The 25,984-nt window shown below is 50.5% G+C and carries 23 protein-coding genes and 1 riboswitch; of the genes, 11 read left to right on the forward strand and 12 right to left on the reverse strand.

The window, feature by feature from the left end; genetic code table 11:
- Positions 1-14: 14 nt before the first annotated feature.
- The 6 genes from ABDW72_RS06525 to ABDW72_RS06550 all read right to left on the reverse strand — a co-directional run bounded on the left by ABDW72_RS06525 (position 15) and on the right by ABDW72_RS06550 (position 7,514).
- On the reverse strand, positions 15-2,324 hold the full coding sequence (locus ABDW72_RS06525) for a peptidylprolyl isomerase (protein WP_347157679.1): 2,310 nt from the start codon (positions 2,322-2,324) through the stop codon (positions 15-17).
- 162 nt (positions 2,325-2,486) lie between these two features.
- Complete coding sequence (locus tag ABDW72_RS06530) at positions 2,487-2,897, reverse strand: ATP-binding protein (RefSeq protein ID WP_347157680.1); 411 nt, start codon at positions 2,895-2,897, stop codon at positions 2,487-2,489.
- Complete coding sequence (locus ABDW72_RS06535; protein WP_347157681.1) at positions 2,890-3,228, reverse strand: STAS domain-containing protein; 339 nt, start codon at positions 3,226-3,228, stop codon at positions 2,890-2,892. Before ABDW72_RS06535 ends, ABDW72_RS06530 begins: the two co-directional genes overlap by 8 nt.
- A gap of 19 nt (positions 3,229-3,247) precedes the next feature.
- Entirely contained in the window at positions 3,248-5,437 is a 2,190-nt protein-coding gene (locus ABDW72_RS06540; RefSeq protein WP_347157682.1) for a GAF domain-containing SpoIIE family protein phosphatase, read from the reverse strand.
- Positions 5,438-5,512: 75 nt separating this feature from the next.
- A complete protein-coding gene (gene guaB / locus ABDW72_RS06545) occupies positions 5,513-6,982 on the reverse strand; it encodes an IMP dehydrogenase (protein WP_347157683.1) in 1,470 nt (489 codons plus the stop codon).
- A 211-nt stretch (positions 6,983-7,193) separates the two neighbouring features.
- A complete protein-coding gene (locus ABDW72_RS06550) occupies positions 7,194-7,514 on the reverse strand; it encodes a rhodanese-like domain-containing protein (protein WP_347157684.1) in 321 nt (106 codons plus the stop codon).
- A 101-nt stretch (positions 7,515-7,615) separates the two neighbouring features.
- On the opposite strand from ABDW72_RS06550, the gene pnuC reads away from it, so the two are divergent.
- The 4 genes from pnuC to ABDW72_RS06570 all read left to right on the forward strand — a co-directional run bounded on the left by pnuC (position 7,616) and on the right by ABDW72_RS06570 (position 10,482).
- Entirely contained in the window at positions 7,616-8,266 is a 651-nt protein-coding gene (pnuC, locus tag ABDW72_RS06555) for a nicotinamide riboside transporter PnuC (protein WP_347157685.1), read from the forward strand.
- 123 nt (positions 8,267-8,389) lie between these two features.
- Positions 8,390-8,566 carry a hypothetical protein gene (locus tag ABDW72_RS06560; RefSeq protein WP_347157686.1) on the forward strand — a complete coding sequence of 59 codons (177 nt, stop codon included), beginning with the start codon at positions 8,390-8,392 and terminating at the stop codon, positions 8,564-8,566.
- 506 nt (positions 8,567-9,072) lie between these two features.
- Positions 9,073-9,600 (forward strand): AAA family ATPase, encoded by a 528-nt coding sequence (locus tag ABDW72_RS06565; RefSeq protein ID WP_347157687.1) that lies wholly within the window; start codon positions 9,073-9,075, stop codon positions 9,598-9,600.
- Between the two features lie 6 nt (positions 9,601-9,606).
- Positions 9,607-10,482: an aldose 1-epimerase family protein gene (locus ABDW72_RS06570; protein ID WP_347157688.1), complete on the forward strand. Its 876-nt coding sequence runs from the start codon at positions 9,607-9,609 to the stop codon at positions 10,480-10,482.
- 81 nt (positions 10,483-10,563) lie between these two features.
- Here ABDW72_RS06570 and ABDW72_RS06575 read toward each other — a convergent pair whose 3' ends face one another.
- The gene (locus tag ABDW72_RS06575; RefSeq protein WP_347157689.1) at positions 10,564-10,812 is read right to left on the reverse strand and encodes a hypothetical protein; all 249 of its coding nucleotides are present in this window, start codon (positions 10,810-10,812) and stop codon (positions 10,564-10,566) included.
- 224 nt (positions 10,813-11,036) lie between these two features.
- A riboswitch (TPP riboswitch) is annotated at positions 11,037-11,133 on the forward strand.
- Positions 11,134-11,195: 62 nt separating this feature from the next.
- On the opposite strand from ABDW72_RS06575, the gene ABDW72_RS06580 reads away from it, so the two are divergent.
- From ABDW72_RS06580 to queG, 4 genes are all read left to right on the forward strand, one after another.
- On the forward strand, positions 11,196-13,667 hold the full coding sequence (locus tag ABDW72_RS06580) for a TonB-dependent receptor (protein ID WP_347157690.1): 2,472 nt from the start codon (positions 11,196-11,198) through the stop codon (positions 13,665-13,667).
- Positions 13,668-13,883: 216 nt separating this feature from the next.
- A complete protein-coding gene (locus ABDW72_RS06585) occupies positions 13,884-15,062 on the forward strand; it encodes an acyl-CoA dehydrogenase family protein (RefSeq protein ID WP_347157691.1) in 1,179 nt (392 codons plus the stop codon).
- Between the two features lie 799 nt (positions 15,063-15,861).
- Entirely contained in the window at positions 15,862-16,908 is a 1,047-nt protein-coding gene (ruvB, locus tag ABDW72_RS06590) for a Holliday junction branch migration DNA helicase RuvB (protein ID WP_347157693.1), read from the forward strand.
- Between the two features lie 244 nt (positions 16,909-17,152).
- Positions 17,153-18,106 (forward strand): tRNA epoxyqueuosine(34) reductase QueG, encoded by a 954-nt coding sequence (queG, locus tag ABDW72_RS06595; RefSeq protein ID WP_347157694.1) that lies wholly within the window; start codon positions 17,153-17,155, stop codon positions 18,104-18,106.
- Between the two features lie 11 nt (positions 18,107-18,117).
- Here queG and ABDW72_RS06600 read toward each other — a convergent pair whose 3' ends face one another.
- From ABDW72_RS06600 to ABDW72_RS06610, 3 genes are all read right to left on the reverse strand, one after another.
- Positions 18,118-18,309 carry a hypothetical protein gene (locus ABDW72_RS06600; RefSeq protein ID WP_347157695.1) on the reverse strand — a complete coding sequence of 64 codons (192 nt, stop codon included), beginning with the start codon at positions 18,307-18,309 and terminating at the stop codon, positions 18,118-18,120.
- Between the two features lie 187 nt (positions 18,310-18,496).
- Positions 18,497-19,300 carry a ferritin-like domain-containing protein gene (locus ABDW72_RS06605; RefSeq protein WP_347157696.1) on the reverse strand — a complete coding sequence of 268 codons (804 nt, stop codon included), beginning with the start codon at positions 19,298-19,300 and terminating at the stop codon, positions 18,497-18,499.
- Positions 19,301-19,320: 20 nt separating this feature from the next.
- Positions 19,321-20,052 carry a ferritin-like domain-containing protein gene (locus ABDW72_RS06610; protein ID WP_347157697.1) on the reverse strand — a complete coding sequence of 244 codons (732 nt, stop codon included), beginning with the start codon at positions 20,050-20,052 and terminating at the stop codon, positions 19,321-19,323.
- 406 nt (positions 20,053-20,458) lie between these two features.
- On the opposite strand from ABDW72_RS06610, the gene ABDW72_RS06615 reads away from it, so the two are divergent.
- Together ABDW72_RS06615 and aroC are read left to right on the forward strand one after the other, a co-directional pair.
- Positions 20,459-21,805, forward strand: a complete 1,347-nt coding sequence (locus tag ABDW72_RS06615; RefSeq protein WP_347157699.1) for a BatD family protein — start codon at positions 20,459-20,461, stop codon at positions 21,803-21,805.
- A gap of 4 nt (positions 21,806-21,809) precedes the next feature.
- On the forward strand, positions 21,810-22,889 hold the full coding sequence (aroC, locus tag ABDW72_RS06620; RefSeq protein ID WP_347157700.1) for a chorismate synthase: 1,080 nt from the start codon (positions 21,810-21,812) through the stop codon (positions 22,887-22,889).
- Positions 22,890-22,985: 96 nt separating this feature from the next.
- Here the strand turns inward: aroC and ABDW72_RS06625 are convergent, their stop codons facing one another.
- The gene (locus ABDW72_RS06625) at positions 22,986-24,374 is read right to left on the reverse strand and encodes a sodium:proton antiporter (RefSeq protein ID WP_347157701.1); all 1,389 of its coding nucleotides are present in this window, start codon (positions 24,372-24,374) and stop codon (positions 22,986-22,988) included.
- 218 nt (positions 24,375-24,592) lie between these two features.
- On the opposite strand from ABDW72_RS06625, the gene ABDW72_RS06630 reads away from it, so the two are divergent.
- Positions 24,593-25,204, forward strand: a complete 612-nt coding sequence (locus tag ABDW72_RS06630) for a NifU family protein (RefSeq protein ID WP_347157702.1) — start codon at positions 24,593-24,595, stop codon at positions 25,202-25,204.
- A 196-nt stretch (positions 25,205-25,400) separates the two neighbouring features.
- Here ABDW72_RS06630 and ABDW72_RS06635 read toward each other — a convergent pair whose 3' ends face one another.
- Entirely contained in the window at positions 25,401-25,835 is a 435-nt protein-coding gene (locus ABDW72_RS06635; RefSeq protein ID WP_347157704.1) for a DoxX family protein, read from the reverse strand.
- Between the last annotated feature and the right edge of the window lie 149 nt (positions 25,836-25,984).

The raw sequence follows: 25,984 nt of genomic DNA on the forward strand, positions 1-25,984 counted from the left end.
GGCCAGCACAGGCTTTAAGGCTTCACCAGCTTATCTACTTCGTCCTGCTTAACCTGCACCGGGTACTGCTGGCGCAGCTTTTCCACCCACTGCTGTTCCAGGTAATTCTGGTAATCAGAAATAGCCAGTCCCCGCACTTCGTCCAGCTCTTTGTACCCTGGCTCCAGCACGTCCTGCACAATAATCAGGTACTCACGGCCATTCAGCTGCGAAGTATAGGTACCTTTTTGCCACGGTACGGCATCCAGCGCTTTGTTATCGCCTTTCTGAAACTTGCGTTCTGTTATCTGCACGGCCAGCGGGTTGCTGGTGTTCAGGTTATCTGCCAGGGCACTCAGGTTAGCCGAGTACAGCGTAAACGACACCCGGCGGTTGCGGCGGCGGCCGGTTTCGGTGTTATCGGGGCCAGCTTGCTGCGTTTTGCCGTATGCAACAGCATGCAACTGTGCGGCAGGCACGCCCTGCTGCACCAGGTAAGCCACTGCGTTGTTGGCGCGTTCTGTGGCTATGTCCTGCTTGGCAGTAGCTTCGCGGGCGTCGGTATGGCCGTTCACGTCCAGCGATAGCTCCGGGTTGCTCTTCAGCAGCTCGGCTAGGTTCTTTAGTTTTGCTTCCGCATCATCATTCAGGGCTGCTTTCCCGGATTCAAACACCACATCCGGCAGGTTGGCCGACTTGATAGGGTAATGGCGCTTATCCAGTTGCTGCTGTACTTGTTGCAGCAGGTCTTTGTTTGCTGCACTGATTACGATAGCCTGGGCGCGCTGTCCCCACTTATACTTGTCGCGGTTCTGATTAAAGTATGCTTGTAGCCCTACGCTGTCTTCTACGGCTTTAGACCATACATTCTCATCCATTAGCTGAAACAGCAGGATACCGTCATGGTATTCCTTCACCAGCATTTTGTAATCGTTATACTTGTTTTCGAGGTGGTCTTTTTCGTAATCGGTCAGGCTCTTGGCCACATAATCATCATACAGCAGTTGCATAGCGTGCTGTGCGTTGCCTGCTGCGCGGGGCTGCTGTTCTGCTTTTACATAAGTATAAAAGTCGCCGATTGTATATGGGTTGCCCTGAATCGTGAAAAGCGGCTGTTTCAGCGTTTTATCGTCTGCGCTATAATTCCACTTGCCCTGCAGCAGCTCATCTGTTGCCTTTGCCATCGCAGCAGCTTTTGCTTCGGCGTTCTCCACAAAGTTGTCCTCTGCTTTGATGCGCTTCATAAAGGCCGCTTTGTTCAGCTCAGAGCGGGAATCTTTGGCTATTTTATTACGGAGGTTCTGCTCCATGTCTTCGTACGGCGCCAGGCCACGCTTGTCGAGCAGCTTGATAATATGCCAGCCATAAGGTGTTAGCACAGGCTTGGCCACAGCACCTTCTTTTGGCAGCGCATAAGCCGCTTCCTCAAACGATGGGATCATACGACCGGTGCCAAACCAGGGCAGTTCGCCGCCATTGCTGGCCGAGTTGGCATCTTCGGAGAACTCGGCAGCCAGCTTTTCCCAGCTTTCTCCTTTCTGCACACGCTTGTAAATCGCGTCGATGCGCTGTTTAGCAGCAAGCGAATCTGCTTTAGGCATACCGGGCGTAGCGCGCACCATAATGTGGGCTACTTTTACTTCGCCACGCGCATCCCGTACGTCATTCACTTTGATCAGGTGATAGCCGAAGCGGGTACGCACCGGCATCGAGATCTGCCCCACCGGTGTTTTATAGGCGGCATCTTCAAACGGGTATACCATCTGCATCGCCGTAAAATAGCCCAGGTCACCCTGGTTGTCTGCTGCTGAAGGGTCTTGGGAATACTGCTGCGCCAGCTTGCCAAAGTCTTCGCCGGCTAAGGCACGTTTGCGCAGGTCCAGCATGCGGTTATAAGCGGCCAGGGTATCTTCCGGAGCGGCATCCGGGCTAAGGCTTAGCAGAATGTGCGAGGCATTTATCTCTTTCTGCATGCGCTGATATGCTTCCTTCACCAGTTGGTCTGTAACGCTCTTTTCTGTCAGGTAGGGTTGTGCCAACTGCTCTTTGTAGCCTTCCAACTCACGCTTAAAAGCCATCGTGGTATCCAAACCACGGTTTTCGGCCTCTTTCACTTTCAGCTTAAAGTTGGTGTACAGGTTCAGGTAATCGGTTACGCTCTGGCGGGTATAGGCATCTTCGTTGCCTCCGTTGTTCTTTTCATAAACGTAACGGAACTCTTCTGTAGAGATGGGTTCGGAGCCCAGCGTAGCGATAACAGGTGTTTTCGTCTGACTGGATTTTGTGGCAGTACATCCGGCTAACAGCACGAATGAGGCTGCAACAAACAGGTGGTTGCTGCGCATAAGTTAATTAAAAACGGACTTTGGTTTTCCTGTGCAGGAATCAATGGATGCAATTTTAATTATTTTTTCTGACAGAATGGCCAAAAAGTATAACTATAATACGATTGCTTTCGGGTTTGCTTTGGATAACGGGGATTGGGCAGTTTATTGTGTGCTATGGAGCTATTTAATTCTCTTATAAAGCAGGCAGATGTTACTGGAGCCATTGCTTGTAAATTCTACTTTATCCATAATACGGTTAACGAGCGCAATGCCCACGCCTCCTTTCCTGCCTACTTTCACGTGTTCCTGAATGTCTGGCTCTTTGTACTCTGAACGCTTAAAAGCCAGACCATTATCCGATATTTTAAAGCGGATCATATCTTCGGGCAGGTCTATAGTAAGCGAGATAAACTTTTTTGGATCCTCGTGATTGGCATGGATGATGAGGTTGGCGCATATCTCATCCACTGCCAATACGATCTGGTTCATCAGAATATCAGACAGGGCCAGCCCGTACAGATACGCTGAGACAAAATCACGTATAGGCTTCAGGTTTTTTTTAGTACAATTTACCCGAATGGAATTATTCATTGGAGACGGTAATAGCTTCCTCGTAGTTCGACACGATGGTCATCAGCAGGTCCAGGCCCAGAATTTCGAACACATTGCGCACTTTATCCTGCATGTTAAAGAAGATAAGTTTTATCTGCGCGTCTTCAAAGCGCTGCAGGTGCGAAATAAATACCCCCAGACCAGCCGACGAAATGTAGTGCAGGTTTTTGCAATCAACAAGGATTTTACTATATTTCATAATATCCGGATTGGAAAGTTCTTCATCCAGGATAACAGACGAGCTTGCGTCTAACTCGCCATCAAGCGTCATAATGATAGTCGAGTCTTTTACTTCATTTGTGATTTTCATCGGCATTGGTACGTCGTGTTTAGCTGTTTGGTTGGATTGCTTTGAATTTTATAACAAGCAACGTTTGGTCGTCATATAAGTTGTCAGGGCCGGTAAACTCCTGCAGGTCGTTAATGATGGCGCATTTGATGTCTTCGGCTTCCAGATGGTAGGTCTGCGACAGCATAAATTGCAGCCGATCTTCGCCATACTCCTCGTTTTCATGGCTGCGGGCTTCCACAATCCCGTCCGTATAGATCACCATCACATCGCCCGGGTTGTAGTCATAGAACATCTCACGCACGTGATTGTTGTAGCTTTTATCGCGAATAATGCCCAACCCCAAGCCATCGGTGTTGAAGTAGAACACATCGTCCATCATGGCATTGTAGTAGAGCGTGTGGCAGTGGCCGGCACGGGCAAATACAAAGCCTTTCATGCGGTAATCGATAATATAGAGCGCTGAGGTTATAAACGATGTTTTTTCCAGGCAGCGGCTCAGGGCACTGTTGGCTTGCTTCATAAACTCGCTGGGCGGCATGTCCTGCTGCATCAGCCCATGAAAAATTCCTTTCATCTGTGCCATATGGAAGGCTGCGGAAATTCCTTTGCCCGATACGTCGCCGATAATAATGGCAATACGCGATTCGCTCAGCTGCAGGAAGTCGTAAAAATCACCTCCCACCTCTTTAGCTGCCACCGCGTGCGTGCTGATCTCAAACCAGCTATCTACCGGAAACGTTTTCGGGATCAGGCTGTCCTGCACCTGCGAGGCAATCTTCAGCTCCTCCTTATAACGCTCGTTTTGCAGCGATTCGCTTACCAGCCGCAGGTTTTCGATGGTTAGTATGGTCTGGCTTGTAAAGGTGCGCAGCACATTCACTGTTTCCCGGTCAAAACCCTGTTCAATATCTTTTAACAAGTATAACACACCCGAGAGGTGCTTCTTGGATTTAATAGGAAGTATGATCAGCGATTTCCAGGGCAGCATCAGGTCGCGGAAGCCGGGGTTGCGGTCCAGGTTGTTGTTGATGTAGTCGATGTTATGAATGTTGTAGGCCAGCAGCAGGTGCCGGATGCGCTGAATCTGCTCGCTGCTGATGTTGAGCAGGTGCGATACCTGCGGCTCGCTGTTGCGAATGAGCTCAAACCAGGCCGCGCTGGCATCCGAGGCTTTGATGGTGGAGTCGAACAGGAGGTCATATACCTGCGCTTCGCTTTGCCCTTGCTGAATCGATTGGCTCAGGCGCTGAAAGTTGAGCAAATCCTCGCTTTTCTGCTCAAACACGCTGGAGGTGGGCAGGCTGAATAGCGACACCAGGAAAGCGGCCAGGGTATAAAGCCCTACAAACAACATGGCCATAGACAGGAACCCGATGTCGGTGAAGTCGATCACCAGGTCAGGGCTGTTAGCTAGCTTGTGAAAGAAGCGGGCAAAGATGTAGCAGCTCAGCAGAATAGCGCCCAGCAGCACCAGCGACCGGCTCTTATTGTTAAAGGTGAGGTAGGCCACCCACTTCAGGTTGGTGCACAGAAACAGGATGTAAAAACCCAGCAGCGCCAGCAGCGGCAGAAAAATGTAGCTGGTATAATCAAAGTCAAGCAGCGTAAGCAGCAAGGTGCCAAAGAGCAGCAGTTCAAACCAGTCCCAGGCAATCTGCAGAAACTTATTTTTATGATAAAGCAGCAACTGCCGCCAGATGTAAAAAGCCTTGGCCAGGAAAACTACCAGCAGCCCAAAGTTAACCACATACACCATGTGCAGCAGCAACGGCGACTTTACGTTGGCATAGCTGGTCACCATTCGGTAGCCCAGGTATAAGGCTACGCTCAGGTAAGCGGCCACGCCGGCTTTTGAGAATAGGTTCCAGAGATAACTGATAAAATCGATTCCTTTCAGCATTTCGGAACTGAAGCGCTGGTGAAGGAAAACAGAAATGATAAAGATGATGATCAGCAGGTTGTTGACATACGGCAGCGCTAACTTGACGGCACCCGCTTGCCTGACGCTTTCCGCCGCCAACAAGACGTTGGCCAACAGCAGCGCCCAGCTAACGATGGCGGTGGTTACCAGCAAAGATTTTGCGTTGGTCTTGTATAGCATAAAACGGAAAACCGTAGATAGTCTTTGCAGCGACAGAAACTGGCCTTTCTGTGATTCTATTGGAGTGAAAGGTAAGAAATATTTTCGCTCTTTGGCCAAGGTGTCGAGGTGTGCTTTGAGAAACACACTGCATAACGTAAAAATAAAGAAGTAGGTTAACCTGGCCGGCTAACCTACTTCCAAAAGGCCGTAGCCTGTAGTTTAGCGGCTGTAATTTGGCGCCTCGCGTACGATCTGCACATCGTGCGGATGGCTCTCGCGCAGGCCGGCACCGGTGATTTTCACCATGCGTGCCTTCTGAAGCGCTTCTATGGTGCCGGTGCCGCAGTAGCCCATACCGGCACGCAAACCGCCCACCAGTTGGTAAATTACCTCTGATACCAGCCCCTTATAAGGCACACGCCCCACAATACCTTCCGGCACCAGCTTGCGGGCGTCGGTTTCGTTGCCCTGGAAATAGCGGTCCTTCGATCCTTCTTCCATCGCTTCTACTGAGCCCATGCCGCGATAGGTTTTGAACTTGCGCCCTTCGTAAAGAATCACCTCTCCGGGTGCCTCCTCAGTGCCGGCCAGCAAAGAGCCGATCATCACAGAGCTAGCCCCGCCTGCCAGCGCCTTTACCATGTCGCCGGAGAACTTGATGCCGCCGTCGGCAATTACCGGAACGCCGGTGCCCTCCAGTCCTCTGGCTGCTTCCATCACCGCCGTAAGCTGCGGCATGCCAATACCAGCTATAACGCGGGTAGTACAAATGCTGCCCGGACCAACGCCTACCTTCACAGCATCAGCGCCTGCATCGGCCAGTGCTCTGGCGCCATCGGCAGTGGCTACGTTGCCGGCAATCAGTTCCACATTCGGGTATAAGTCCTTGATCTTACGCACCGCCTCCAGCACACCCTTCGAGTGCCCGTGGGCGGTATCCATACTAATCACGTCTACACCAGCATCTACCAGCGCTTTTACACGGTCCAGCACATCAGGTGTTACGCCTACAGCAGCACCCACGCGCAGGCGGCCAAACTCGTCTTTACAGGCAAAGGGGCGGTCCTTCTTTTTCAGGATATCTTTATATGTGATAAGGCCTACCAGCTTACCGTCGCCATCTACAACAGGCAACTTTTCTATTTTATACTGCTGCAGAATATCTTCTGCCTTCGCCAGGTCCGTGCCTTTTTCCGCCGTAATCAGGTTCTTGGTTGTCATGATGGCGGAAACCGGCTGGGTCAGGTCTTTCTCAAAGCGTAGGTCGCGGTTGGTGATTATGCCTTTCAGGCGGCCTTCGTCATCGGTGATCGGAATGCCGCCGATCTTGTGCTCCGTCATGATCTGTACCGCATCGCCCAAGGTGGCTTTTGCATTCAGGGTGATCGGGTCCAGGATCATGCCGCTCTCGGAGCGCTTTACTTTGCGCACCTGGGCTGCCTGCTTCTTTACCGACATATTTTTGTGAATGATGCCAATGCCGCCTTCCTGTGCCATCGCAATGGCCAGGTCTGCCTCTGTCACCGTATCCATGGCAGCAGAAATTAGTGGCGTATTGATGCGAATGTTGCGGGTAAGCTGAGACGAAGTATCGGTTTGATGGGGGAGCACCTCGGAATAAGCCGGGAGCAGCAGCACGTCATCGTAGGTGAGTGCCTCAAATACTATTTTAGACTGATCAGAGACCATGGCAAATAATTTACGGGTTGTTATTTGCCGCGTAAAATTACAAAAAAGATTGTGAATAAACCGATGTATTAACGGGAAATTTATTTCAGATAAACATCAGGTAAAAGACCTGCAGTAAAGGAGGGGAGAGGCACTTGACAAATGCGCCAGCAGAATAGGAGCTATAGTATGATGTAGCTGCCCGAAGCAAAGTATAAACTGCTTTTGAAGCTTAGTAGATGGCCATAGTCGAATCTATCTCGGTGGCCCAGGCATGTATGCCGCCTTTCAGGTTCAGCAGGTTCTCGTAGCCCAGCCGTTGTGAGAGGTACTGGATGGCCTGTGCACTCCGGAAGCCATGGTGACAGAGCACCACCACAGGAATGTCCTGCCGGATGCGGTTAGCTTGCCGGGGCAGCTCCCCCAACGGAATCAGTTCGCCACCTAAATTGCAGCGCTCGAACTCCTCCAGCTCGCGCACATCTACCAACTGCAGCTTGTTATTTCGTGCCAGCCGCTCCTTCAACTCCTGCACTGTTATCTCATTCATCATCTGTCATCCAGCTATACCCGGCCAAGTATAATGTATGCGTAATTTTGGCCGTTTAGTTTCAAATTACAAACTTAGCAATTCATAAAACAGAAGCGGCTACTATGGCTGCACGATTTGAACGGATGGAAATAGTGCAGAATATAGCCGAGGCCTGGCAGGGGATGAGCTGGCTGGAAGTGCTCGGGGTTCTTACCGGCATTGTGAATGTCTGGCTGGCAGCCAAACAAAATATCTGGACCTGGCCGGTGGGCCTGATCAGCGTGGCAGCTTATGTGCTGGTCTTTTACGATGCGCGCCTTTATGCCGATATGGGGCTGAATGTGTTCTACTTTTTCACAAGCATCTATGGCTGGTATGTGTGGCTGTATGGCGGCAAAAACCATTCGGAGCGTAAAGTAAGCCGCGTTCGCAAACAGGAACTGCTGGTGCTGCTGGTACTGGCCGTGTTGTTTACGGTAGGCCTGGGCTACTTCCTGCAAAGCCAGACCAATGCCTCGCTGCCCTATACCGATGCGGCTACCACGGCTGTAAGCCTGGCAGGGTATTGGATGATGGCCAAAAAGCAGCTGGAGAATTGGGTAGTATGGCTTTTAGTAGATGTGGTATACATTGGTGTTTATGCCTATAAGGATCTTTATTTAACCAGCTTTTTGTACTTTGTTTTTCTGCTGCTTTGCATCAAAGGCTACCTCGACTGGAAAAAGGAATTGGTGCAGCACGAGCAGCAGGGTATATTGGCCGGTACAAAATAGTTTGCTATACTTGGCCGCCTTACCCATCCGAAAACAGGATGGCTGCGTACATGTGAATACTTCCAGTCAACAGCTTCCCTTGCTTAGGGGAGTAGTATGTTCAACCTGAAACCGTGCAGCACGATGAAACAGCAAAAGATTGAATTGCCTGAGGAACTGAAGTATGCTAACCGCTTAAAATGGGGGTATGAGTCGCCAGACGAGAGCCCGAAGCGGGTTTATTTCCGGCAATACGGCGACAAGCGACCTAAAGAAGTAGAAGTGTATAATTTCTTTGGCTACAGCTTTACTGAGAATTAGAATTTATTGAAGACTTGCCCCACGGCACAGAACAAAGGTTTATGCCTTAGTTCTGTGCCTCTTTTTTGTAAGGTATAGGAGCCCCGCTGTAGATAGCTTTAAGAGGCGCGTATTCTACATTTATTCGCTTATATCTTTAATTCGCATCAAACACTTCACCATTTCCTAAGCTTATTCAGTGCAACAGCTAACAGCCTTTGTTCTGAAAAGGTATGCTGCTTAAGCGAGTTGCAAGCCGTAGCTAGAATAGTATAAATTCTATAAAGGTGTCCTTCGCTTCCACCACGTTCTGAATAGCACACCAGCAATCTAACTTAAACTATTTCTAGATAAAGAGCAGCAGTAGTAAAATGTGTTGCGTGCCTATGTGAAAGCTTTATTTTCTTCATTACTCTAATCAGTTTGCCCTTAAATGAACTGGGCTGCTGCACTAAAGAAATCTGCTTCTCTTTTGTCTCAAGCCAAGTATAGCAGCCGGCTCAGCATTTTTTCCGTACTTTGCTGATATGCTGAAAGTCGCGATTACCGGTCCTGAGTCCACAGGCAAATCTACCTTATCGGAACAACTGGCCCGCCATTACCAAACTGTTTGGGTGCCGGAGTATGCCCGCAGCTATGTTGGTAATTTAGGCAGGCCATACACGCTGGAAGACATTGAAGCAATTGCCCAGGGGCAGCAGGCGTTGGAGCAGGAGGTGCAGCAGCAGGCCAGCACTATTCTGTTCTCTGATACCGATATGCTGGTGCTCAAGATCTGGAGCGAGCACGCCTTTGGCCATTGCCCCGCCTGGATTCTGGAAAAGCTGGCGCAACAGGACTATAACCTTTGCCTGCTAATGGGCGTTGATTTGCTTTGGGAGCCGGACCCGCAGCGAGAGCATCCGCACCTGCGCCAGTTCTTTTACAACTGGTACAAGCGCGAACTGGAGCAACTAGACGTGCCTTACGTAGAAATACACGGGCAGCAGGAAAGTCGCTTTGCTCTTGCCCGCCAGCATGTAGATAGCCTGCTCCATCAACAGCATCTTTTGTAACGCACTATGTTATACTTTCTTCAGAATGATTCGTTTGAAGTGGGCGTGAGCAGCCTTGGCGCAGAGTTGCACCACTTCATCAAAACAGATGAAAAGCTGGAACTGCTCTGGCAGGGCGATCCTGCTTTCTGGACCGGCCAGGCACCTAACCTTTTCCCGATTGTGGGAGAATTGCCCGACCAGCATTATACTTACAACGGCAAGCGCTACGAGATGAAGCGCCACGGTTTTGCCCGCCACCGCGAGTTTGAACTGGTAGAAGAGCATCATGACAAGCTGGTGTTCGAGCTGACGTATGATGAGGAAACACTGCAGCACTATCCGTTTAAGTTCCGGTTGCTGGTAGCCTACAAACTGGAAGGTAATCAGTTGTCATGGACCTACCTTGTGACCAATACCGACCATCAGATCATGTACTTTTCGGTGGGAGCACATCCTGCTTTTAACGTGCCGCTATACTCCGGTGAGCAGTATTCGGATTATTACCTGGAGTTTGAGGAAGAGGAAACCCTGAGCCGCTTCCTGCTAAACTCAGATGGCCTGCTGAGCGGCGACACCGAACGGGTGATGGACCAGCAACGTATGCTGCCGCTGCGCCACGATTATTTTGACAAAGATGCGCTGGTGTTTAAACGCCTGAAATCGGATAAAGTAACTTTAGCCAGCAAAACGAATCCGCGCCGGATCGAGGTGGCGTTTAAAGATTTTCCATACCTGGGGGTGTGGGACAAACCGGGGCCTTCGCCTTTTGTATGCATAGAGCCGTGGTGTGGCATTGCCAGTCGCGAGGGAGGGCCGGTGGAACTGAACGAAAAGGAAGGTATTCATGAACTGCGTCCTGGTGCTACCTTTGAGCGCACAATCCACATCACTGTTTCCTAAGCACTACATGGCTTAACGCTAAAATCCCCGCTATACTTTGCTTTTAAAGTATAGCGGGGATTTTAGCGTTACAAGAGGTTGTTACTGTAACGAAGGCTCCGGAAACTTAGGGAGCTTTATTCTTCTAAAGTCATACTCCGGTTCATAATCATTAATAGGCAAAGATATACCGGGGGGAAGGTCCAGGTCGGGCAGATCATCTCCAAGGGGCTCGCCGCCATCGTCGTCGTTGTCAGTGGAGGGCGGCCTTTTAAAGTGCTTCCGTGGCGCAAATGCGTAGTACGCCAGTATCGTTAGCAAGGCCAAAGTATACAATATGCTGATCATCATCACGGGTATCTTAAAAATTAATCATCTGCTGTAATATCTTCAGGCACAGGCGGCCAAAGGCCAAAGCAGGAAAGGTGCCATTGTATGTTTTAAGAACGTATGATGTGGCTAACAGGTTATTCAGTTTACTCAAAAAAATCATACATTTCATCCGGCTTCTAAAGCGCCTTAGCCCTGTAAACGACCTCCTGCTTTTGATTTAACAAAAAAGGCCTGTACCTTTGCCTCAGTTTAGGGGGTGCCTTATCAAAACGGGCTGAGATCATACCCATTGAACCTGATCCGGGTAATGCCGGCGAAGGGAAAAACACGGGAAACAAAAAGAGCAGGATGCTAACCCCTGGCATGCCTGTATGTTTTACCCAATTCTTTTGTATCACTTCATGAAAAATTTATTGTTAGCACTGGCAGTTGCTTTATTGCCATTGCAGTTGTTCGCCCAATACAGGCTGAGCGGGCGTGTGACTGATGCCGCCACGGGGCAGGCACTTAGCGGTGCCAGTGTCTTGCTGCAGGGCCGTGGCGCGGGTATGGCTACAAATTCGCAGGGCGAGTATGCATTCCAGGATTTGCCGGCCGGCCACTATACGCTGCACGTGCATTACCTGGGCTATGGGGAGCAGCAGCAGCAAATAAACTTACAACAGGACACGCAACTGGCTATAGTGCTAAACCAGCAGACGCTGCAAACCAGCGAAGTAGTTGTGCAGGCTACGCGCGCCAGTACCAAAACCGGCACAACCTTCTCAAACGTGAGCAAGGAGGAACTGGAGGAACGTAACTTTGGCCAGGACCTGCCCTACCTGCTCGACCAGACGCCCTCTGTGGTGGTGAATTCCGATGCGGGTGCAGGCGTAGGCTACACTGGCATCCGCATCCGTGGCTCTGACATTACCCGCATCAACGTCACCGTAAATGGCATCCCGATTAACGATTCGGAAAGCCAGGGTGTCTTTTTTGTGAACATGCCGGATTTTGCCTCGTTGGTGCAGGATATTCAGGTGCAGCGTGGCGTGGGTACCTCAACCAATGGAGCCGGAGCCTTTGGGGCAAGTATAAATATCCAGACGGAGCAGGTGCGGCGCGAGGCTTATGCCGAAACAGACAATACTTACGGCTCCTTCGACACCTGGAAAAACAACGTGCGCTTCGGCACCGGCCTGATTAATGGCAAGTTTGCGTTCAATGGCCGTTTGTCGCGCATTAAGTCGGATGGGTACGTGGACCGCGGTGCTTCCGACCTGAAATCGTTCTACTTCTCAGGTGGTTATTATGGTGATAAAACCACGCTTAAGTTTGTCACTTTCTCTGGAAAAGAGAAAACCTACCAAGCCTGGTACGGCACTCCTGAGGCGCTGGTATACGGCAATGCACAGGATTTGCAAGCTTATATTGACCGTAACTACATCGGGGGCAGCGACCTGCAGAACCTGCTTACTTCCGGCCGCCGTTACAACTACTATACCTACAACAACGAAACCGACAATTACCAGCAGGACCATTACCAACTGCACCTGTCGCACGATTTTATGCCGGGGCTGAGCTTTTCAGGAGCGCTGCACTATACCTATGGCCGCGGCTATTACGAACAGTTTCGGCCGGATGATGCGCTGGCTAATTATGGTCTGCCGAACGTGCAGATTGGGGGAGATACGATCACGAGCACCGATCTCATCCGCCGCCGCTGGCTCGATAATGATTTTTACGGTGTAACCTATGCGCTGCAATACAACCCCAACAGCAAACTAAGCGCCACCCTAGGTGGTGCCTGGAACAAGTATAACGGTGCCCATTTCGGCGAGATCATCTGGGCCCGCTACGCGTCTACCTCCAACATCCGCGACAGGTACTATGATAACGACGCCGACAAAACAGACTTCAATATCTTCGCCAAAGCCAACTATAATTTTACTGACAAGCTGAGCGCGTATGGTGATGTGCAGCTGCGCACGGTAAAGTATCATTTCCTGGGCTACGACAACGATGGGGATAACATTACACAGGAGGCAGCTTATACTTTCTGGAATCCCAAAGTTGGCCTGACCTATAGCCTGCAACCAGAGCAGCAGTTTTATACCTCTTTTGCTGTAGGCAACCGAGAGCCCGACCGCGACGACTTTGTAGACTCCACACCCGCCAGCCGGCCCAAGCCCGAGACACTGCGCGACGTGGAGGCTGGTTACCGCGGCTCCTTTGTGCTAGCAGAGGTACACGGAAAGCCACTAACGGCGAGCGTTGAAGCCAATTACTTTTACATGAACTATAAAAACCAGCTGGTGCTGACCGGGCAGATCAACGACGTGGGCGCTTATACCCGCACCAACATCGGCAAGAGCTACCGCCAGGGCGTGGAACTGGCCGGGGCGCTGAAGCTCAGCAAAGCCACCTTGAGTACTAATTTGGCCTATAGTCAGAACAAGGTGAAGGACTTTCATGAGTTTGTAGATAATTACGACACCGGCGACCAGGCTGTGAATGACTATAGCGAAACAACAATTGCCTTTTCGCCGGAGTGGGTAACGAGCAGCCAACTAGAGGTAGAAGTGCTGAAAGGGCTGCACGCGGCCTTGCTGTATAGAACCGTAAGCAGGCAGTACCTCGACAATACCGGGAACGATAATCGTATAATTCCGGCTTACCAGGTAGGGGATGTGCGGTTACGATATAGCATCGGCTTTAAAAATACGCTGAAATCGTTAGAACTGGGGCTGCTCGTAAACAATGTTTTCAACGAGAAGTATGCTGCCAACGGCTACACATTTAGCTACATTGCCGGGGCAGCACAAACCACAGAAAACTTCTATTTTCCGCAGGCCACACGCAACTACCTGCTGTCGGTAGGCCTGAAGTTTTAGGCTAGACTGAAAACAGATATCTGAAAGCCCTGCCACCTAGCGGGGCTTTCTTTTTGCGCTTAATGATAAAATCCTGAACAGGCTGGTGTCCTGCTGGTTTTACAAGCAGATAAACATGGCTTGCTTTTGCAGGAGCTTTATGTTTACCGAAAGCGCGGTGGTTGTGCCGAAAATTTTAACTTTGCATAATAGCCTTTTACATCTTAAAGCAAAACTATGGCCTACGAATCTGCAGGAGCTCCCGATTACTTTAACATAGACGAACTGCTAACCGATGAGCACAAACTTATCAGGCAAACCATGCGCGATTTTGTCAAGCGCGAAATTTCTCCTTCCATTGAAAAATGGGCCCAGGAGGCGCATTTTCCTTCTGAAATCGTAAAAAAATTTGGCGAGGTAGGTGCCTTCGGGCCTACCATCCCCACGGAGTACGGCGGCGGCGGCCTGGACTACATCAGCTACGGCATTATTATGCAGGAAATTGAGCGCGGCGATTCCGGTATGCGCTCTACGGCTTCGGTGCAGGGCTCGCTGGTGATGTACCCGATCTACAAGTATGGCTCCGAGGAACAACGCCATAAGTACCTGCCCAAGCTAGCAAGTGGCGAGTGGCTGGGCTGCTTCGGCCTGACTGAGCCGGACTATGGCTCGAACCCTGGTGGTATGGTAACGAACATCAAAGATATGGGCGACCACTACCTGCTGAACGGGGCTAAAATGTGGATTTCCAACTCACCAGAGTGCCAGGTGGCAGTGGTATGGGCTAAAAACGAAGAAGGGCGCATCAAAGGAGTGCTCGTGGAGCGGGGGATGGAAGGCTTTTCGACGCCTGAAATTCACAACAAGTGGAGCCTGCGTGCCAGCACAACCGGCGAGCTGGTGTTTGATAATGTAAAAGTGCCCAAAGAGAACCTGCTGCCGAATGTAGAAGGCCTGCGCGGTCCACTTGGCTGCCTCGACTCTGCCCGCTACGGCATTTCCTGGGGAGCCATTGGGGCCGCTATCGACTGCTACGAATCGGCGCTGAGGTATAGCACGGAGCGCATCCAGTTTGATAAGCCGATCGGGGCCTTCCAGCTTATACAAAAGAAGCTGGCCGAAATGGTGACCGAAATTACCAAAGCGCAGCTGTTGGCCTGGCGCCTGGGTACGCTCATGAACGAAGGAAAAGCCACCACGCAGCAAATATCTATGGCCAAGCGCAACAACGTGGACATGGCCCTGCATATCGCCCGCGAAGCACGCCAGATCCATGGCGGTATGGGCATTACGGGCGAGTACCCGATCATGCGCCACATGATGAACCTGGAGTCGGTGATTACCTACGAGGGCACCCACGACATTCACCTGCTGATCACAGGCGCAGACATTACCGGCATTCCAGCCTTTAAATAAGTCATAAAGAAGCTAAAGCTGGAGAGGCAGCTGCGATAATAGCTACCTTTGTTTTTGTGCCGGGTCCAACCACCCCTGCCCCTCAGAGCTGCGCTCGCAAGCTTCAAACTCGCGTTCTCGCTTGTCTAAGGAGGGAAGTTCTGTAGCTGCTTTGGAGAAGTATAAGTTCTATAGCAGGAGCTTCGCTTTGTGTTGCTAAATATGCCCCTTTAGGTCAGTGCAGTCAGAGACTTCCCCTTCACCTCAAGTCACTGATCTGGATATTCGCGCTAGTATACTTATTTATACTTTAGCTCAAGTAAAAGCTGAAGCTATCGAATGGATTCCAGTCGTTGGGTTGAGCGCCTTGGTGTGTTGCGGTGCCCGTAAGGGCAGCCCGCAGCGGAGCGAGGAGCAGCTTCACGCCACCGCGCGATGCCCTTATCGGGGGCCCCTGCACCCCCAGAACGTGCCCCCGCGGGCTTAGAGCGCTCCAAAGCCAAAGATGAAACTGGACAAGAATAAAACTGAGGAAGAACGGCATCTAGCACGATTAACCTGCTAAAGTATAAACCTCATCTACCAAGTATAAACTGAAGTATAGAAGCGGAATTTAGTTGCTATGAGTATAGCATGATATTCAAGCTCCAGTTTAAGTCTTTGCAATTATAAAATTGCTAATTATATTAGATTTATACTTAATTTCTATAAAATAATTAGCAAAAATACGTAAATTCGGCTTTAGAAATGGAGCAAAAAAGCAGCGGCAACTGTTACCTTTAGGTACAGCAAAAGCTGAAGAAATAGTAGAAAGTATACCATGAGAGAAGACTATCTCACCGGCGAAAAAGAACAAATGTCGCCAGCCGAACGCGACATCGACAAGGCGCTCCGCCCGCTTAGTTTCCGTGATTTTACAGGGCAGGCCAAGATCGTGGAGAACCTGAAGATATTTGTGCAGGCCGCCAAACGCCGTGGCGAAGCGCTGGACCACGTGCTGCTGCACGGCCCTCCGGGCTTGGGGAAAACCACGCTTTCCCATATTATTGCTTCGGAACTGGACGCAGGCATTAAGATGACCTCGGGTCCGGTGCTAGACAAGCCCAGTGACCTGGCGGGTCTGCTCACCAATCTGGAAGCCAACGACGTGCTGTTCATCGACGAGATCCACCGGCTTAACCCGATTGTGGAAGAGTACCTGTACTCGGCGATGGAGGATTACAAGATCGACATCATGCTGGACTCCGGCCCAAATGCACGGTCGGTGCAGATCAGCCTGAACCCATTTACGCTGATTGGCGCCACCACCCGCTCTGGCCTGCTGACGGCGCCGCTGCGTGCCCGCTTCAGCATTAACTCGCGCCTGGAGTACTATGATGCGGAACTGCTGACCTCGATCGTGAAGCGCTCGTCTTACTTGCTGGGAGCACCCATACATGATGATGCGGCTTTCGAGATTGCCCGCCGCAGCCGGGGCACGCCTCGTATTGCTAACAACCTGCTGCGCCGCACCCGCGACTTTGCCCAGGTAAAAGGCGACGGCACCATAACAGTGGAGATCGCTAAGTTTGCGCTCAATGCGCTGGATGTAGACCAGAACGGCCTTGACGATATGGATAACCGCATCCTTACTACCATCATCGACAAGTTTAAAGGCGGCCCGGTGGGTATTACTACCATTGCGACAGCTTGTGGCGAAGAATCGGAGACAATAGAGGAGGTGTACGAGCCTTTCCTGATTCAGGAAGGCTACATTAAGCGGACTGCCCGTGGCCGTGAGGCAACGGAGATGGCTTACCGGCACCTGGGCAAAATTCCGCCGCAGGAGATTGCCTCCGGGGGCTTGTTCAACCAACCGCAAGTATAAAGGAAGTTGTTTGTGATTACGTTTGCGAAGAAGCAGGCCATAGCGCCTGCTTTTTTGTTGCCGGTTGTTTTGGTTTTCAGGCGTTCGCATGTGCGTAACTTCTGCAAGCATTTAGCGCCAAGCCGCAGCTAAACAGACCTGCGCCCTTGCAAATAGCAATTTAAAGCCGCAACCGGATTTATTTTGATTTACTTTTGTTTAAAGCAACATATAGCGGCCGGGTCAAAGGAGCTGCCACCTAAAATTGAGCAAAGAAAAGTATACATACCTCATCAAGCAAAAGGCGCAGGAACTGGGTTTTATGTACTGCGGCGTTTCCAAGGCGGAGTTTCTGGAGAAAGAGGCCCCGCGCCTGGAGCGCTGGCTGAACCAAGGCATGCACGGGCAGATGCACTACATGGAAAACCACTTTGATAAGCGTTTGGACCCGCGTTTGCTCGTAGATGGCGCCAAGTCAGTGGTGTCGCTGCTGCTCAATTATTTTCCGGAAAAGGAAAGCCAGCAGCCGGAGGAGGATACTTATAAAATCTCGAAGTATGCCTATGGCACCGATTACCACTTTGTGATCAAAGATAAACTGAAGGACCTGCTGAACTATATAAACGAGGAGATCGGGGAGGTTGGCGGCCGTTGCTTTGTTGATTCGGCGCCGGTGCTGGATAAAGCGTGGGCAAAGAAAAGCGGGCTGGGCTGGGTAGGCAAAAACTCCAACCTCATTACACCGCAGGTAGGCAGCTTTTACTTTATTGCCGAGCTGATTATTGACCTGGAACTGGAGCCGGACGGGCCTATTAAAGACTACTGCGGCTCCTGCACCCGCTGCTTGGATGCCTGCCCGACTAATGCCATAGTGCAGCCGTACGTGGTAGATGGCAGCAAATGCATTTCATACTTCACCATAGAACTGAAAGATCAGCTGCCGCAGGAGATGAACGGCAAGTTCGGGAATTGGGTGTTTGGCTGCGACATTTGCCAGGACGTGTGCCCTTGGAACCGCTTCAGCAAGCCTCATAAAGAACCGGCTTTTGCCCCGCACCCCCATTTACCAGAAATGAAAACCAGCGACTGGCAGGAACTGACACAGGAGGTATTCGCCCAGCTGTTCAAGAAATCAGCCGTGAAACGTACAGGTTATAAGGGCCTGCTGCGCAACATTCAGTTTGTGCAGAATAGGGATAACCCGCCTGGCGGGGAGTGACAGGCTTTATTTTATACCTGTGCTTTGGCAAATACCTTGTTCAGGATGAGCAGATACATGCCGGAGAACTGATCGTAGCACCATTTCTTCAGGTGTTGCAGTTCTTCTTTCACTAGTACTTTAAAAGCCTTACGCAGCTCTTTTTCAAACAGCATCTTGTCGAAGCTAACTTTCAACAATATGGTCTTAACGTATTCAAGCATTTTGGTAAACAGTAATAAATATCGGTTTGCTACTAGAATACGGAAGAAATTTTAAAAAGTAAAGGCTTTTTAGTAGAATTATTCTAAGGTGAGTAATAACTTACTCAATATGAAGTAGATGTATAAAAAAAGAGAGCCAACGTCAGCGGCTCTCTTTTTTTTTCACCACAAAACAAAAAAACTATGGCTATTTTTTAATAAATAAAGTGGCGATGTTAAGTACTGCCTGCTTCTCCAGTGGCTCATCAAAAGCTTCGGTTACGCTCGCAGCAGAAACTTTCGAAACGCTTGGCACATCTACGCCGGCCTGCATAGTTTGTGCTTCACCATCGTACACTGCCTGGGTAGGGGCGGGCATGCCGGCACCACGTTCGTCGTTTGTAATCCAGCCGTTCAGGCCACGGATTCTTCTAACAATAGAGGCATGGCGTGCTTCCACGGCATGTATCTGCAGGGCGGCAGTCAGTACTTCGCTGCTGCTAACCAGGTTGGCTGCCTGGCCTTTGTAGGCACGTACGCCGGTATCTTCAAATGCCTGCGACAGGGCCATGAACGTTTGCGGGTTCGAGTTCCAGTCTGCAAAAGCACCACCAGCCGAAAAGTCAAACTCAGGCTTGGCTGTCGGAGTGCCTTTCAGGGCTTTGATCGTGTCTTCTAAAAACTTAACGTGCGCTGTCTCGTTTTTGCTTACTTCCATAAAGAAGTTTCTGTTATCACCCAAGTTTAGCCCGGATGCGGCCAGTCCTTGCTTGTAGAACTCTGATTCCAGGTACTCCAGCGTCAGTGCAAAGTTGAGCACATCCACCACACCGCCAGTAGACTGGCCATAGGCTTTTTTGAACATCGTGCCCATTGCCAGCGGAACAGCCGCAATTGCTACTTTTTTTCCAAAACTGCCAAAGCTGCTAAATGCCTGGCGGCGAGATGAAAGCCGGTCGTATACTTCCCCGTCAACTTTCTCTATATCTTGTATAATTTTAAATATATTCATGTCTCTTTTCCTCCTCTGGCTTATTTAGGTAGATTGCTGTAGTTGATTTTTGTCTTGATGTAAGCGCCTGCTGCTGTGAGCACCTGCTCTGGTGTCATGGCGCGGTCCAGGCCGTTTGCATCAATGAGTTCCTCCCCAAATTCGCGGCCGTTGCTGCTGATCAGGTCGTGGATGGCGGCTGCGTGGCGTGCTTCTACGGATACAATTTTACCGCCCATGAGCAGGTAAGTCAGGCCGTTGCCAGTGTCAGTAAACAGTTTGCCTGCACCGTTATAGGCGGCTACTCCGAGGTCTTCGAAGGTCTTAGCTGTTTGCAACACACTGTTCTTATCATTAAAATTGATTTTGCTGAAGTCAGGCTCCAGGTCGGCGATAGCTTTTTTGCCTAACGCAGCTTTAAAGAACTCGCGGTGGGCTACTTCGTGTGCTTTGATGTCAGACATCACCTTCATCTCGTCCGCTGAAAATATGCCGGAAGATTTAGCGACTACTTCGGTATAAAAGGCTGCTTCCAACTGCTCTAGGGCATACGCATAATTAAGTACCCCTACATCACCGGAGCCAAGATCAACACCATCCATCCCAGCAGGAGGCGTAATATCCGTATCGTCGTCGTTGCAGGCTGTTAGCAGTAATGCGGCAGCGGCAGCTGTGCCTCCGGCATACCGGAAGAACATGCGTCGCGGCATTGGGCGCTGGAGCGATTTGCCTATGCCGCTCCCATTCTCTTCAGGCTTAGTTAATTCTGTCATAATTCTATTGTTTAGTATGTTAAAGAAACCTCCTTTACAGAAGCCGCAACAGAAGAGACTTTCAGTAAAGTACCTCAACCTACGGGCGCCCGATAGCCACCGGATTGCAGCGGATCAGAAAAATATTAGGTTTTTGAAGTATAAGTGACCTACAGGAGAGGGAAGGCACCTTTTATCTATGCCGGGAGCAATGGCAGGCTTCTGCCGGCCCGGTAGTATTTATAGTGCCGCTGCATGTATGGCGGCACGCCTATAATTTGTAAATTGCCAGTTGTACCTGATATGCAATGCCGCTGCAGAGCGGCCTATACTTATGCGGCTCCTTTTCCTACTTCTTTCATTGTGCTTTTTGCTTGTGTTGCCTGCCCGGGCACAGCAAGTAGCCATTGAGCTTGGAAAAAGCCCCTTGCCCATCAACCAGTATTTTACTGTCTCCATCCGGCTGCAAGACCAGCCGCTGAAAGAGTATAGCCCGTTTCCGGATATAGAAGGCTTTAAAAAGAGCAGCAAATTTTCTTCTACCAAAACCATTATCACAGGCAGTGCTACTACTACTGTGCTCACCCTCACGCAGAACTATGCGGCGCTGGAAGAAGGCACCTACGAGCTAAAGCCTTTTACCATGAAAGTAAACGGGCAAACGGTGCAGTCGGCAGGTACAAAGATTATGGTAACGCCCATGACAGCTGCGATGCCGCAGGGGCCGGCCCTGCCCAACCTGATAGCGCCCGTGGCACCTGATGCAGAAGCGGAAGCCCGGCCCGAGTTTATAGATAAGGAGGACAATGCCTTTCTGACGCTTTATACTAGTAAAAAAGAAGTGTTTGTGGGGGAGGGCGTTACGGCTACACTTTACTTTTACCTGGCTGAGGAAGACCAGCGCCTGCTGGATTTCTATGATTTCGCAAACCAAATGACTGGCATTCTGAAGCAGTTGAAGCAGCCTAACGCTTGGGAAGAAACGTTTGACTTTGCAGAGATCACACCGGAAAAGGTAAGTATAAAAGGAGTGCCATACCTGCGGTTTAAGTTATATGAGGCGGTGCTATACCCTATTAACCAAGAGTCGCTCCGCTTTCCGGCACTCACGCTGCAGATGCTCAAGTATAAAATCGCCAAATCTCCGAACCTGCTCACCGAAGACAGACAGGAAGGCTACAAAACATTTTACTCGCGCGAGCAGGTAGTGCAGGTAAAGGAGCTGCCGCCACACCCGCTTCGCGACGTGGTACCAGTAGGAGACTATCACCTGCAGGAGCGCCTTTCCCGGAAAACGGTGCAGGTGAATAAGAGCTTTACGTACCTGTTTCAGGTGGAGGGAGAAGGCAACCTATCTGCTATTATGGCGCCGGTACCTACACCGCCGCCGGGCCTTGATTTTTACCCAGCCGATGTGCGGCAGGACCTTACCAGGCGCAGCGGGCACGTGGTGGGCTCCAAAACTTTCAGCTATACGGTGCTGCCCCGCGAACCGGGCAACTACACGCTGAAGAATGCGCTGCAATGGATTTACTTTAACCCTGCTACCGCGCAATATGACACCCTGCAGCCGACGCTGGCAGTGCACATCACAGGCTTGCAGGACGAAGAAGCCCTCGAGCTGTCGCGGGACCTGGGGCCATTTTACAATATCATTCCGAAAGAAGATGCAGCGCTCGTAAGCCTGCACCTCTTTGATCAGATCAAGCGGTACACCAACATTATTCTGATGGTGCTACTCGCCGTATCAGCCTTTGTGTTTATAAAGAAATAGAAGTATGAGTAATTCTTATGGAACAATATTCCGCATCACCACCTTTGGCGAGTCGCATGGCCCCGCTGTAGGTGTAATTGTGGACGGATGCCCCGCCGGGCTGGAGATTAGTATAGAGGAGATTCAACACGCTCTCGACCGCCGCAGGCCGGGGCAGTCTGCCATTACCACGCCCCGCAAAGAAGAAGATAAAGTGACGATACTTTCGGGTATTTTCGAAGGGACAACCCAGGGCACGCCGATCACTCTGGTGGTACATAACAAAGACCAGCACAGCCACGATTACAGCCATATTGCACATGCTTTCCGGCCCTCGCATGCCGATTATACTTATACGGCCAAGTATGGCACCCGCGACTACCGCGGCGGCGGCCGCAGCTCAGCCCGCGAAACGGTAGCCCGTGTGGCCGCCGGCGCCATCGCCATGAAATTGCTGCAGCAGCACGGCATTACGGTGCAGGCGTACGTATCGCAGGTGGGGAGCATAAAGGTGCAACAGCCCTACACCGAGCTCGACCTGAGCCAGATTGATGCCAACATCGTGCGTTGCCCCGACGGCAAAACCGCTGCCCGCATGATCGGCCTGATCGAAGATGCCCGCGATAGCCTGGATACGATTGGCGGTGTAGTAAGCTGTGTGGCGCAAGGTGTGCCGGCCGGATTGGGCGAACCTGTTTTTGATAAGCTGCACGCAGAACTGGGCAAGGCGATGCTAAGTATAAATGCCGTAAAAGGCTTTGAGTATGGCAGTGGCTTTGAAGGCGTAAAAATGCGCGGTACCGAGCACAACGACCAGTTTTATACCGACGAGGAAGGGAACACCCGTACCCGCACCAACAACTCGGGTGGTATACAAGGGGGCATCAGCAATGGGCAGGACATTTACTTTAACGTCGCCTTTAAGCCCGTTGCCACCGTCCTGCAGCCACAGCAAACCATCAACGATGCCGGCGAAGAGATCACCCTGAAAGGCAAAGGCCGCCATGACCCTTGTGTGCTGCCCCGGGCCGTTCCAATTGTAGACGCCATGGCAGCGCTGGTGCTGGCCGACTTCCTGCTGCGCCGGCAGGCAAACAAAGTATAAACTACCATAGGTTAACTAAAACCAGATCAAGTATAAAAAGGAAAGCCGCTTCTGTCAACAGAAGCGGCTTTCCTTTTTATACTTGAACGCGCAGCCTTAGAACAGCTCCAGGTGTACCACCAGGAACCAGATAATGAGCAGGGCCGGCAGCAGGAAAGGAATGGAGTAGCGCAGCACGTAAGCGAAGAAAGACGGCATCTTAATCCCAGCGCTCTCGGCAATGGCTTTCACCATAAAGTTAGGGCCGTTGCCAATGTAAGTAAACGCACCGAAGAGCACCGATGCCAGCGAAATAGCTTCCAACAAGACGGTCGTGTGCCCTACAGCACCTGTGCCGGTGGCAAACTGACGCACCTCTACAATGCTGTTCTGTGCCATGTTATACTTGGCCATCCCCAGCGACAGGAAGTTGGCATAGGTAGGCGCATTGTCCAGGAAGCCGGACAGGGAGCCGGTGGCCCAGTAAAGGAAGTTTGGTGTTATAAAGCCTGCATATTCTGGTGAAGAGGCAATAGAAGCAGAAAGTTGCAGGGCCGGCATCATAGTAAAGAAAATGCCGAAGAACAGGAACACCACTTCCAGAATAGGATGAAAGCTGAATTTATTGCCTGCCAGTGCTGTTTTGCTTGAAAAGCGGTAGCACATGAAAGCAGCGCCTAACTGAATCACCTCCCGCAGGAAAGAGAACCTGCTGCCATCATAAGCAATATGCGGCAGGCCGTCTATTACGTTCGGGTCCAGGAAAATGGCGCCTATGATGATGGCCAGCCAGAACAGGTTTCGTTTGCCGCTGATGTAAAACTCCGTCTTCTCATTATTTCGGGCTACTATGGCCGGATCCGGCGTAAAGTCCGACTCTTTGTTGCGGCTGTCGATGATATAAAAGATAAGGCTCAGCAGGCCAATAGCAAAAACCCAGGGGAAGAACAGGTGCTGCAGCGTCCAGAAGAACGGAACGCCTTTCAGGAAACCGATAAACAGCGGCGGATCTCCCATGGGCGTGAGCAAACCACCGGCATTACTTACGATAAAGATAAAGAAGATGATCTGGTAGGGTTTGATGCGGTGCACATTCAGGCGGATAAATGGCCGGATGAGCAACAGGGATGCCCCCGTAGTGCCTACTAAGTTGGCGAGTACAGCTCCCAGCACCACCATGCCCACGTTCATCAGCGGAGTAGCATTGGCGTTGATGTTAATGTAGATGCCTCCGGCAGCAATGTAGAGGGAACTCAGCAGTACGGCAAACGATAAATACTCAAATAAGGTATGCACCGGCATGTGGTGGTCCTGCAGCACAAATACATAATAGGCCAGCACCGTTAAGCCTAAGGTAATGGCTATTTTCTTATAATTATGCTCCCAGAAATGGCCGAATAGCACCGGACCACTTGCTATCAATCCGATAAGAATCAGGAAGGGGATAACTAAAAAAGCAGGAACGGCGTGTTCTGTTTCCGCCATCAGCAGGAGGTTGTTTAGCATGTTCAGGAGCAATCTTACGTCAGGATAAAATGATGTACTGCAGCGCAAAGTTACATTATCTGGGCTAAATAGCTATGCTTCGGGGTAGTTTATACCACCCGGCGTGTAACCCAGCTGGCGCCGCACAACTCTGTGTTAGTTTGCAAATCAGAAATATTGACTAATTTTGGAAACTTTAAGACAAAGCAAAAAGTTTTAAACTAAAATAGACACATCCGATGATAGACAATAAAGAAAAAGTGGTTTCGGTATATGCTGAAGCCAATCCCAACCCTGAGTCCATGAAGTTTGTAATGAACGTAACACTGCTGCCAGAGGGCCAGAGTGTGGACTACCCGACGCTGGAGAGCGCCCTGGACTCACCGCTGGCGCAGGAACTGTTCAACTTCGACTATGTTTCGCGGGTGTTCATTGCCAGCAACTTTGTTACCGTAACCAAGAGCAGCAGCATCGACTGGGTGAAGCTGATCCCGGAGCTTCGTACTTTTCTAAAGTCCTACATCGAAGCAGGCGGTCCGGCGTTTAACGAAGGCTTTAAAGTAGCGAAGCAGGAAGTAGCAGAAGCAAACGGCGAAACCTCCGGAGAAGATTCTGACATATCTAAAAAAGTGATCGACCTGCTGGACAATTATGTACGCCCAGCCGTAGAGCAGGACGGTGGTAACATCACCTTCAAATCATACAAGGACGGCGTGGTAACAGTATACTTGCAGGGCTCTTGCAGTGGCTGTCCTTCTGCTACAGTTACCCTGAAAGCCGGTATCGAGAACCTGCTCAAGCGCATGGTGCCGGAAGTAACTGAAGTAGTAGCCGACGGTGTGACCATCTAAGCTGAATACATAGTATAAAACAGAAAGGCCGGCGCTATAAACGCCGGCCTTTCTGTTTTATACTTGGTTATTGCTTTATAATCGTCTTACAAGCTTTCTGCAGTTAAGTATGATGTTTCCCTTTCGGCTTAATCATACTTGCTGAACTTTTCTGTTTAGGTACGCTCCAAGTATGGCTGCCTCTTTTGTGATGCTATTATGGCTGCAGGCCCGACACAGCGTAAGGACGTTGTATGGAATGCTGCTGCGTATGGAGGGGCAGTTTCTGAAGCTTGTGATAATAAAGATAGGAGACAACAAGAATGGCAAATACGAATAGCGGAAAGAATGTCTGCCCGTTAAAGCCATCAACCATCCCATGGCTAATAAAGGCGGAAATCATCGTAATACCGAAACCGGCATATGCCCACTCCTTGTACCGCCCTTTCACAAAAGGGAAGATCAAAGCCAAAGCGCCCACCACTTTAAAAACAGTCAGCATCACCCGAAAATAATCCGGGTATCCCAAGTGCCTGATGCCTTCCACGGCAAGATCTGTTTGAGATGTTAAGGCCGGCATCACGCCTTCAAAAAGGAAGATGATTCCTGTTGATGCCCAGTAAATGATTTTGGTTGTTTTAGCAGTTGCCATATCTTCAGCGTTTTAGTTAAACAAATAAAACATATTAACCGGACTTTCAGGCGGTGTAATTAAGACATTCTGAGGGGTATTTGCGGCAAACGCTGCCACTTACTACCTCGATGAAAAAGGAAGTATACCTGGTGCTACTCTAGCGGGCG

It is taken from the genome of Pontibacter chitinilyticus (genome assembly GCF_039748935.1).
Lineage (GTDB): Bacteria > Bacteroidota > Bacteroidia > Cytophagales > Hymenobacteraceae > Pontibacter > Pontibacter chitinilyticus.

What these genes read in the sequence shown, in the direction of transcription:
- pnuC (WP_347157685.1), top strand. Translation starts at nt 7,616, where the DNA reads ATGGCTGCACGATTTGAACGGATGGAAATAGTGCAGAATATAGCCGAG.
- ABDW72_RS06585 (WP_347157691.1), top strand. Translation starts at nt 13,884, where the DNA reads ATGGCCTACGAATCTGCAGGAGCTCCCGATTACTTTAACATAGACGAA.
- ABDW72_RS06610 (WP_347157697.1), bottom strand. Translation starts at nt 20,052, where the DNA reads ATGACAGAATTAACTAAGCCTGAAGAGAATGGGAGCGGCATAGGCAAA.
- ABDW72_RS06575 (WP_347157689.1), bottom strand. Translation starts at nt 10,812, where the DNA reads ATGATGATCAGCATATTGTATACTTTGGCCTTGCTAACGATACTGGCG.
- ABDW72_RS06535 (WP_347157681.1), bottom strand. Translation starts at nt 3,228, where the DNA reads ATGAAAATCACAAATGAAGTAAAAGACTCGACTATCATTATGACGCTT.
- ABDW72_RS06565 (WP_347157687.1), top strand. Translation starts at nt 9,073, where the DNA reads ATGCTGAAAGTCGCGATTACCGGTCCTGAGTCCACAGGCAAATCTACC.
- ruvB (WP_347157693.1), top strand. Translation starts at nt 15,862, where the DNA reads ATGAGAGAAGACTATCTCACCGGCGAAAAAGAACAAATGTCGCCAGCC.
- ABDW72_RS06625 (WP_347157701.1), bottom strand. Translation starts at nt 24,374, where the DNA reads ATGCTAAACAACCTCCTGCTGATGGCGGAAACAGAACACGCCGTTCCT.
- ABDW72_RS06630 (WP_347157702.1), top strand. Translation starts at nt 24,593, where the DNA reads ATGATAGACAATAAAGAAAAAGTGGTTTCGGTATATGCTGAAGCCAAT.
- ABDW72_RS06580 (WP_347157690.1), top strand. Translation starts at nt 11,196, where the DNA reads ATGAAAAATTTATTGTTAGCACTGGCAGTTGCTTTATTGCCATTGCAG.
- ABDW72_RS06605 (WP_347157696.1), bottom strand. Translation starts at nt 19,300, where the DNA reads ATGAATATATTTAAAATTATACAAGATATAGAGAAAGTTGACGGGGAA.
- ABDW72_RS06525 (WP_347157679.1), bottom strand. Translation starts at nt 2,324, where the DNA reads ATGCGCAGCAACCACCTGTTTGTTGCAGCCTCATTCGTGCTGTTAGCC.
- ABDW72_RS06560 (WP_347157686.1), top strand. Translation starts at nt 8,390, where the DNA reads ATGAAACAGCAAAAGATTGAATTGCCTGAGGAACTGAAGTATGCTAAC.
- aroC (WP_347157700.1), top strand. Translation starts at nt 21,810, where the DNA reads ATGAGTAATTCTTATGGAACAATATTCCGCATCACCACCTTTGGCGAG.
- ABDW72_RS06635 (WP_347157704.1), bottom strand. Translation starts at nt 25,835, where the DNA reads ATGGCAACTGCTAAAACAACCAAAATCATTTACTGGGCATCAACAGGA.
- ABDW72_RS06600 (WP_347157695.1), bottom strand. Translation starts at nt 18,309, where the DNA reads ATGCTTGAATACGTTAAGACCATATTGTTGAAAGTTAGCTTCGACAAG.
- ABDW72_RS06530 (WP_347157680.1), bottom strand. Translation starts at nt 2,897, where the DNA reads ATGAATAATTCCATTCGGGTAAATTGTACTAAAAAAAACCTGAAGCCT.
- guaB (WP_347157683.1), bottom strand. Translation starts at nt 6,982, where the DNA reads ATGGTCTCTGATCAGTCTAAAATAGTATTTGAGGCACTCACCTACGAT.
- ABDW72_RS06550 (WP_347157684.1), bottom strand. Translation starts at nt 7,514, where the DNA reads ATGATGAATGAGATAACAGTGCAGGAGTTGAAGGAGCGGCTGGCACGA.
- ABDW72_RS06570 (WP_347157688.1), top strand. Translation starts at nt 9,607, where the DNA reads ATGTTATACTTTCTTCAGAATGATTCGTTTGAAGTGGGCGTGAGCAGC.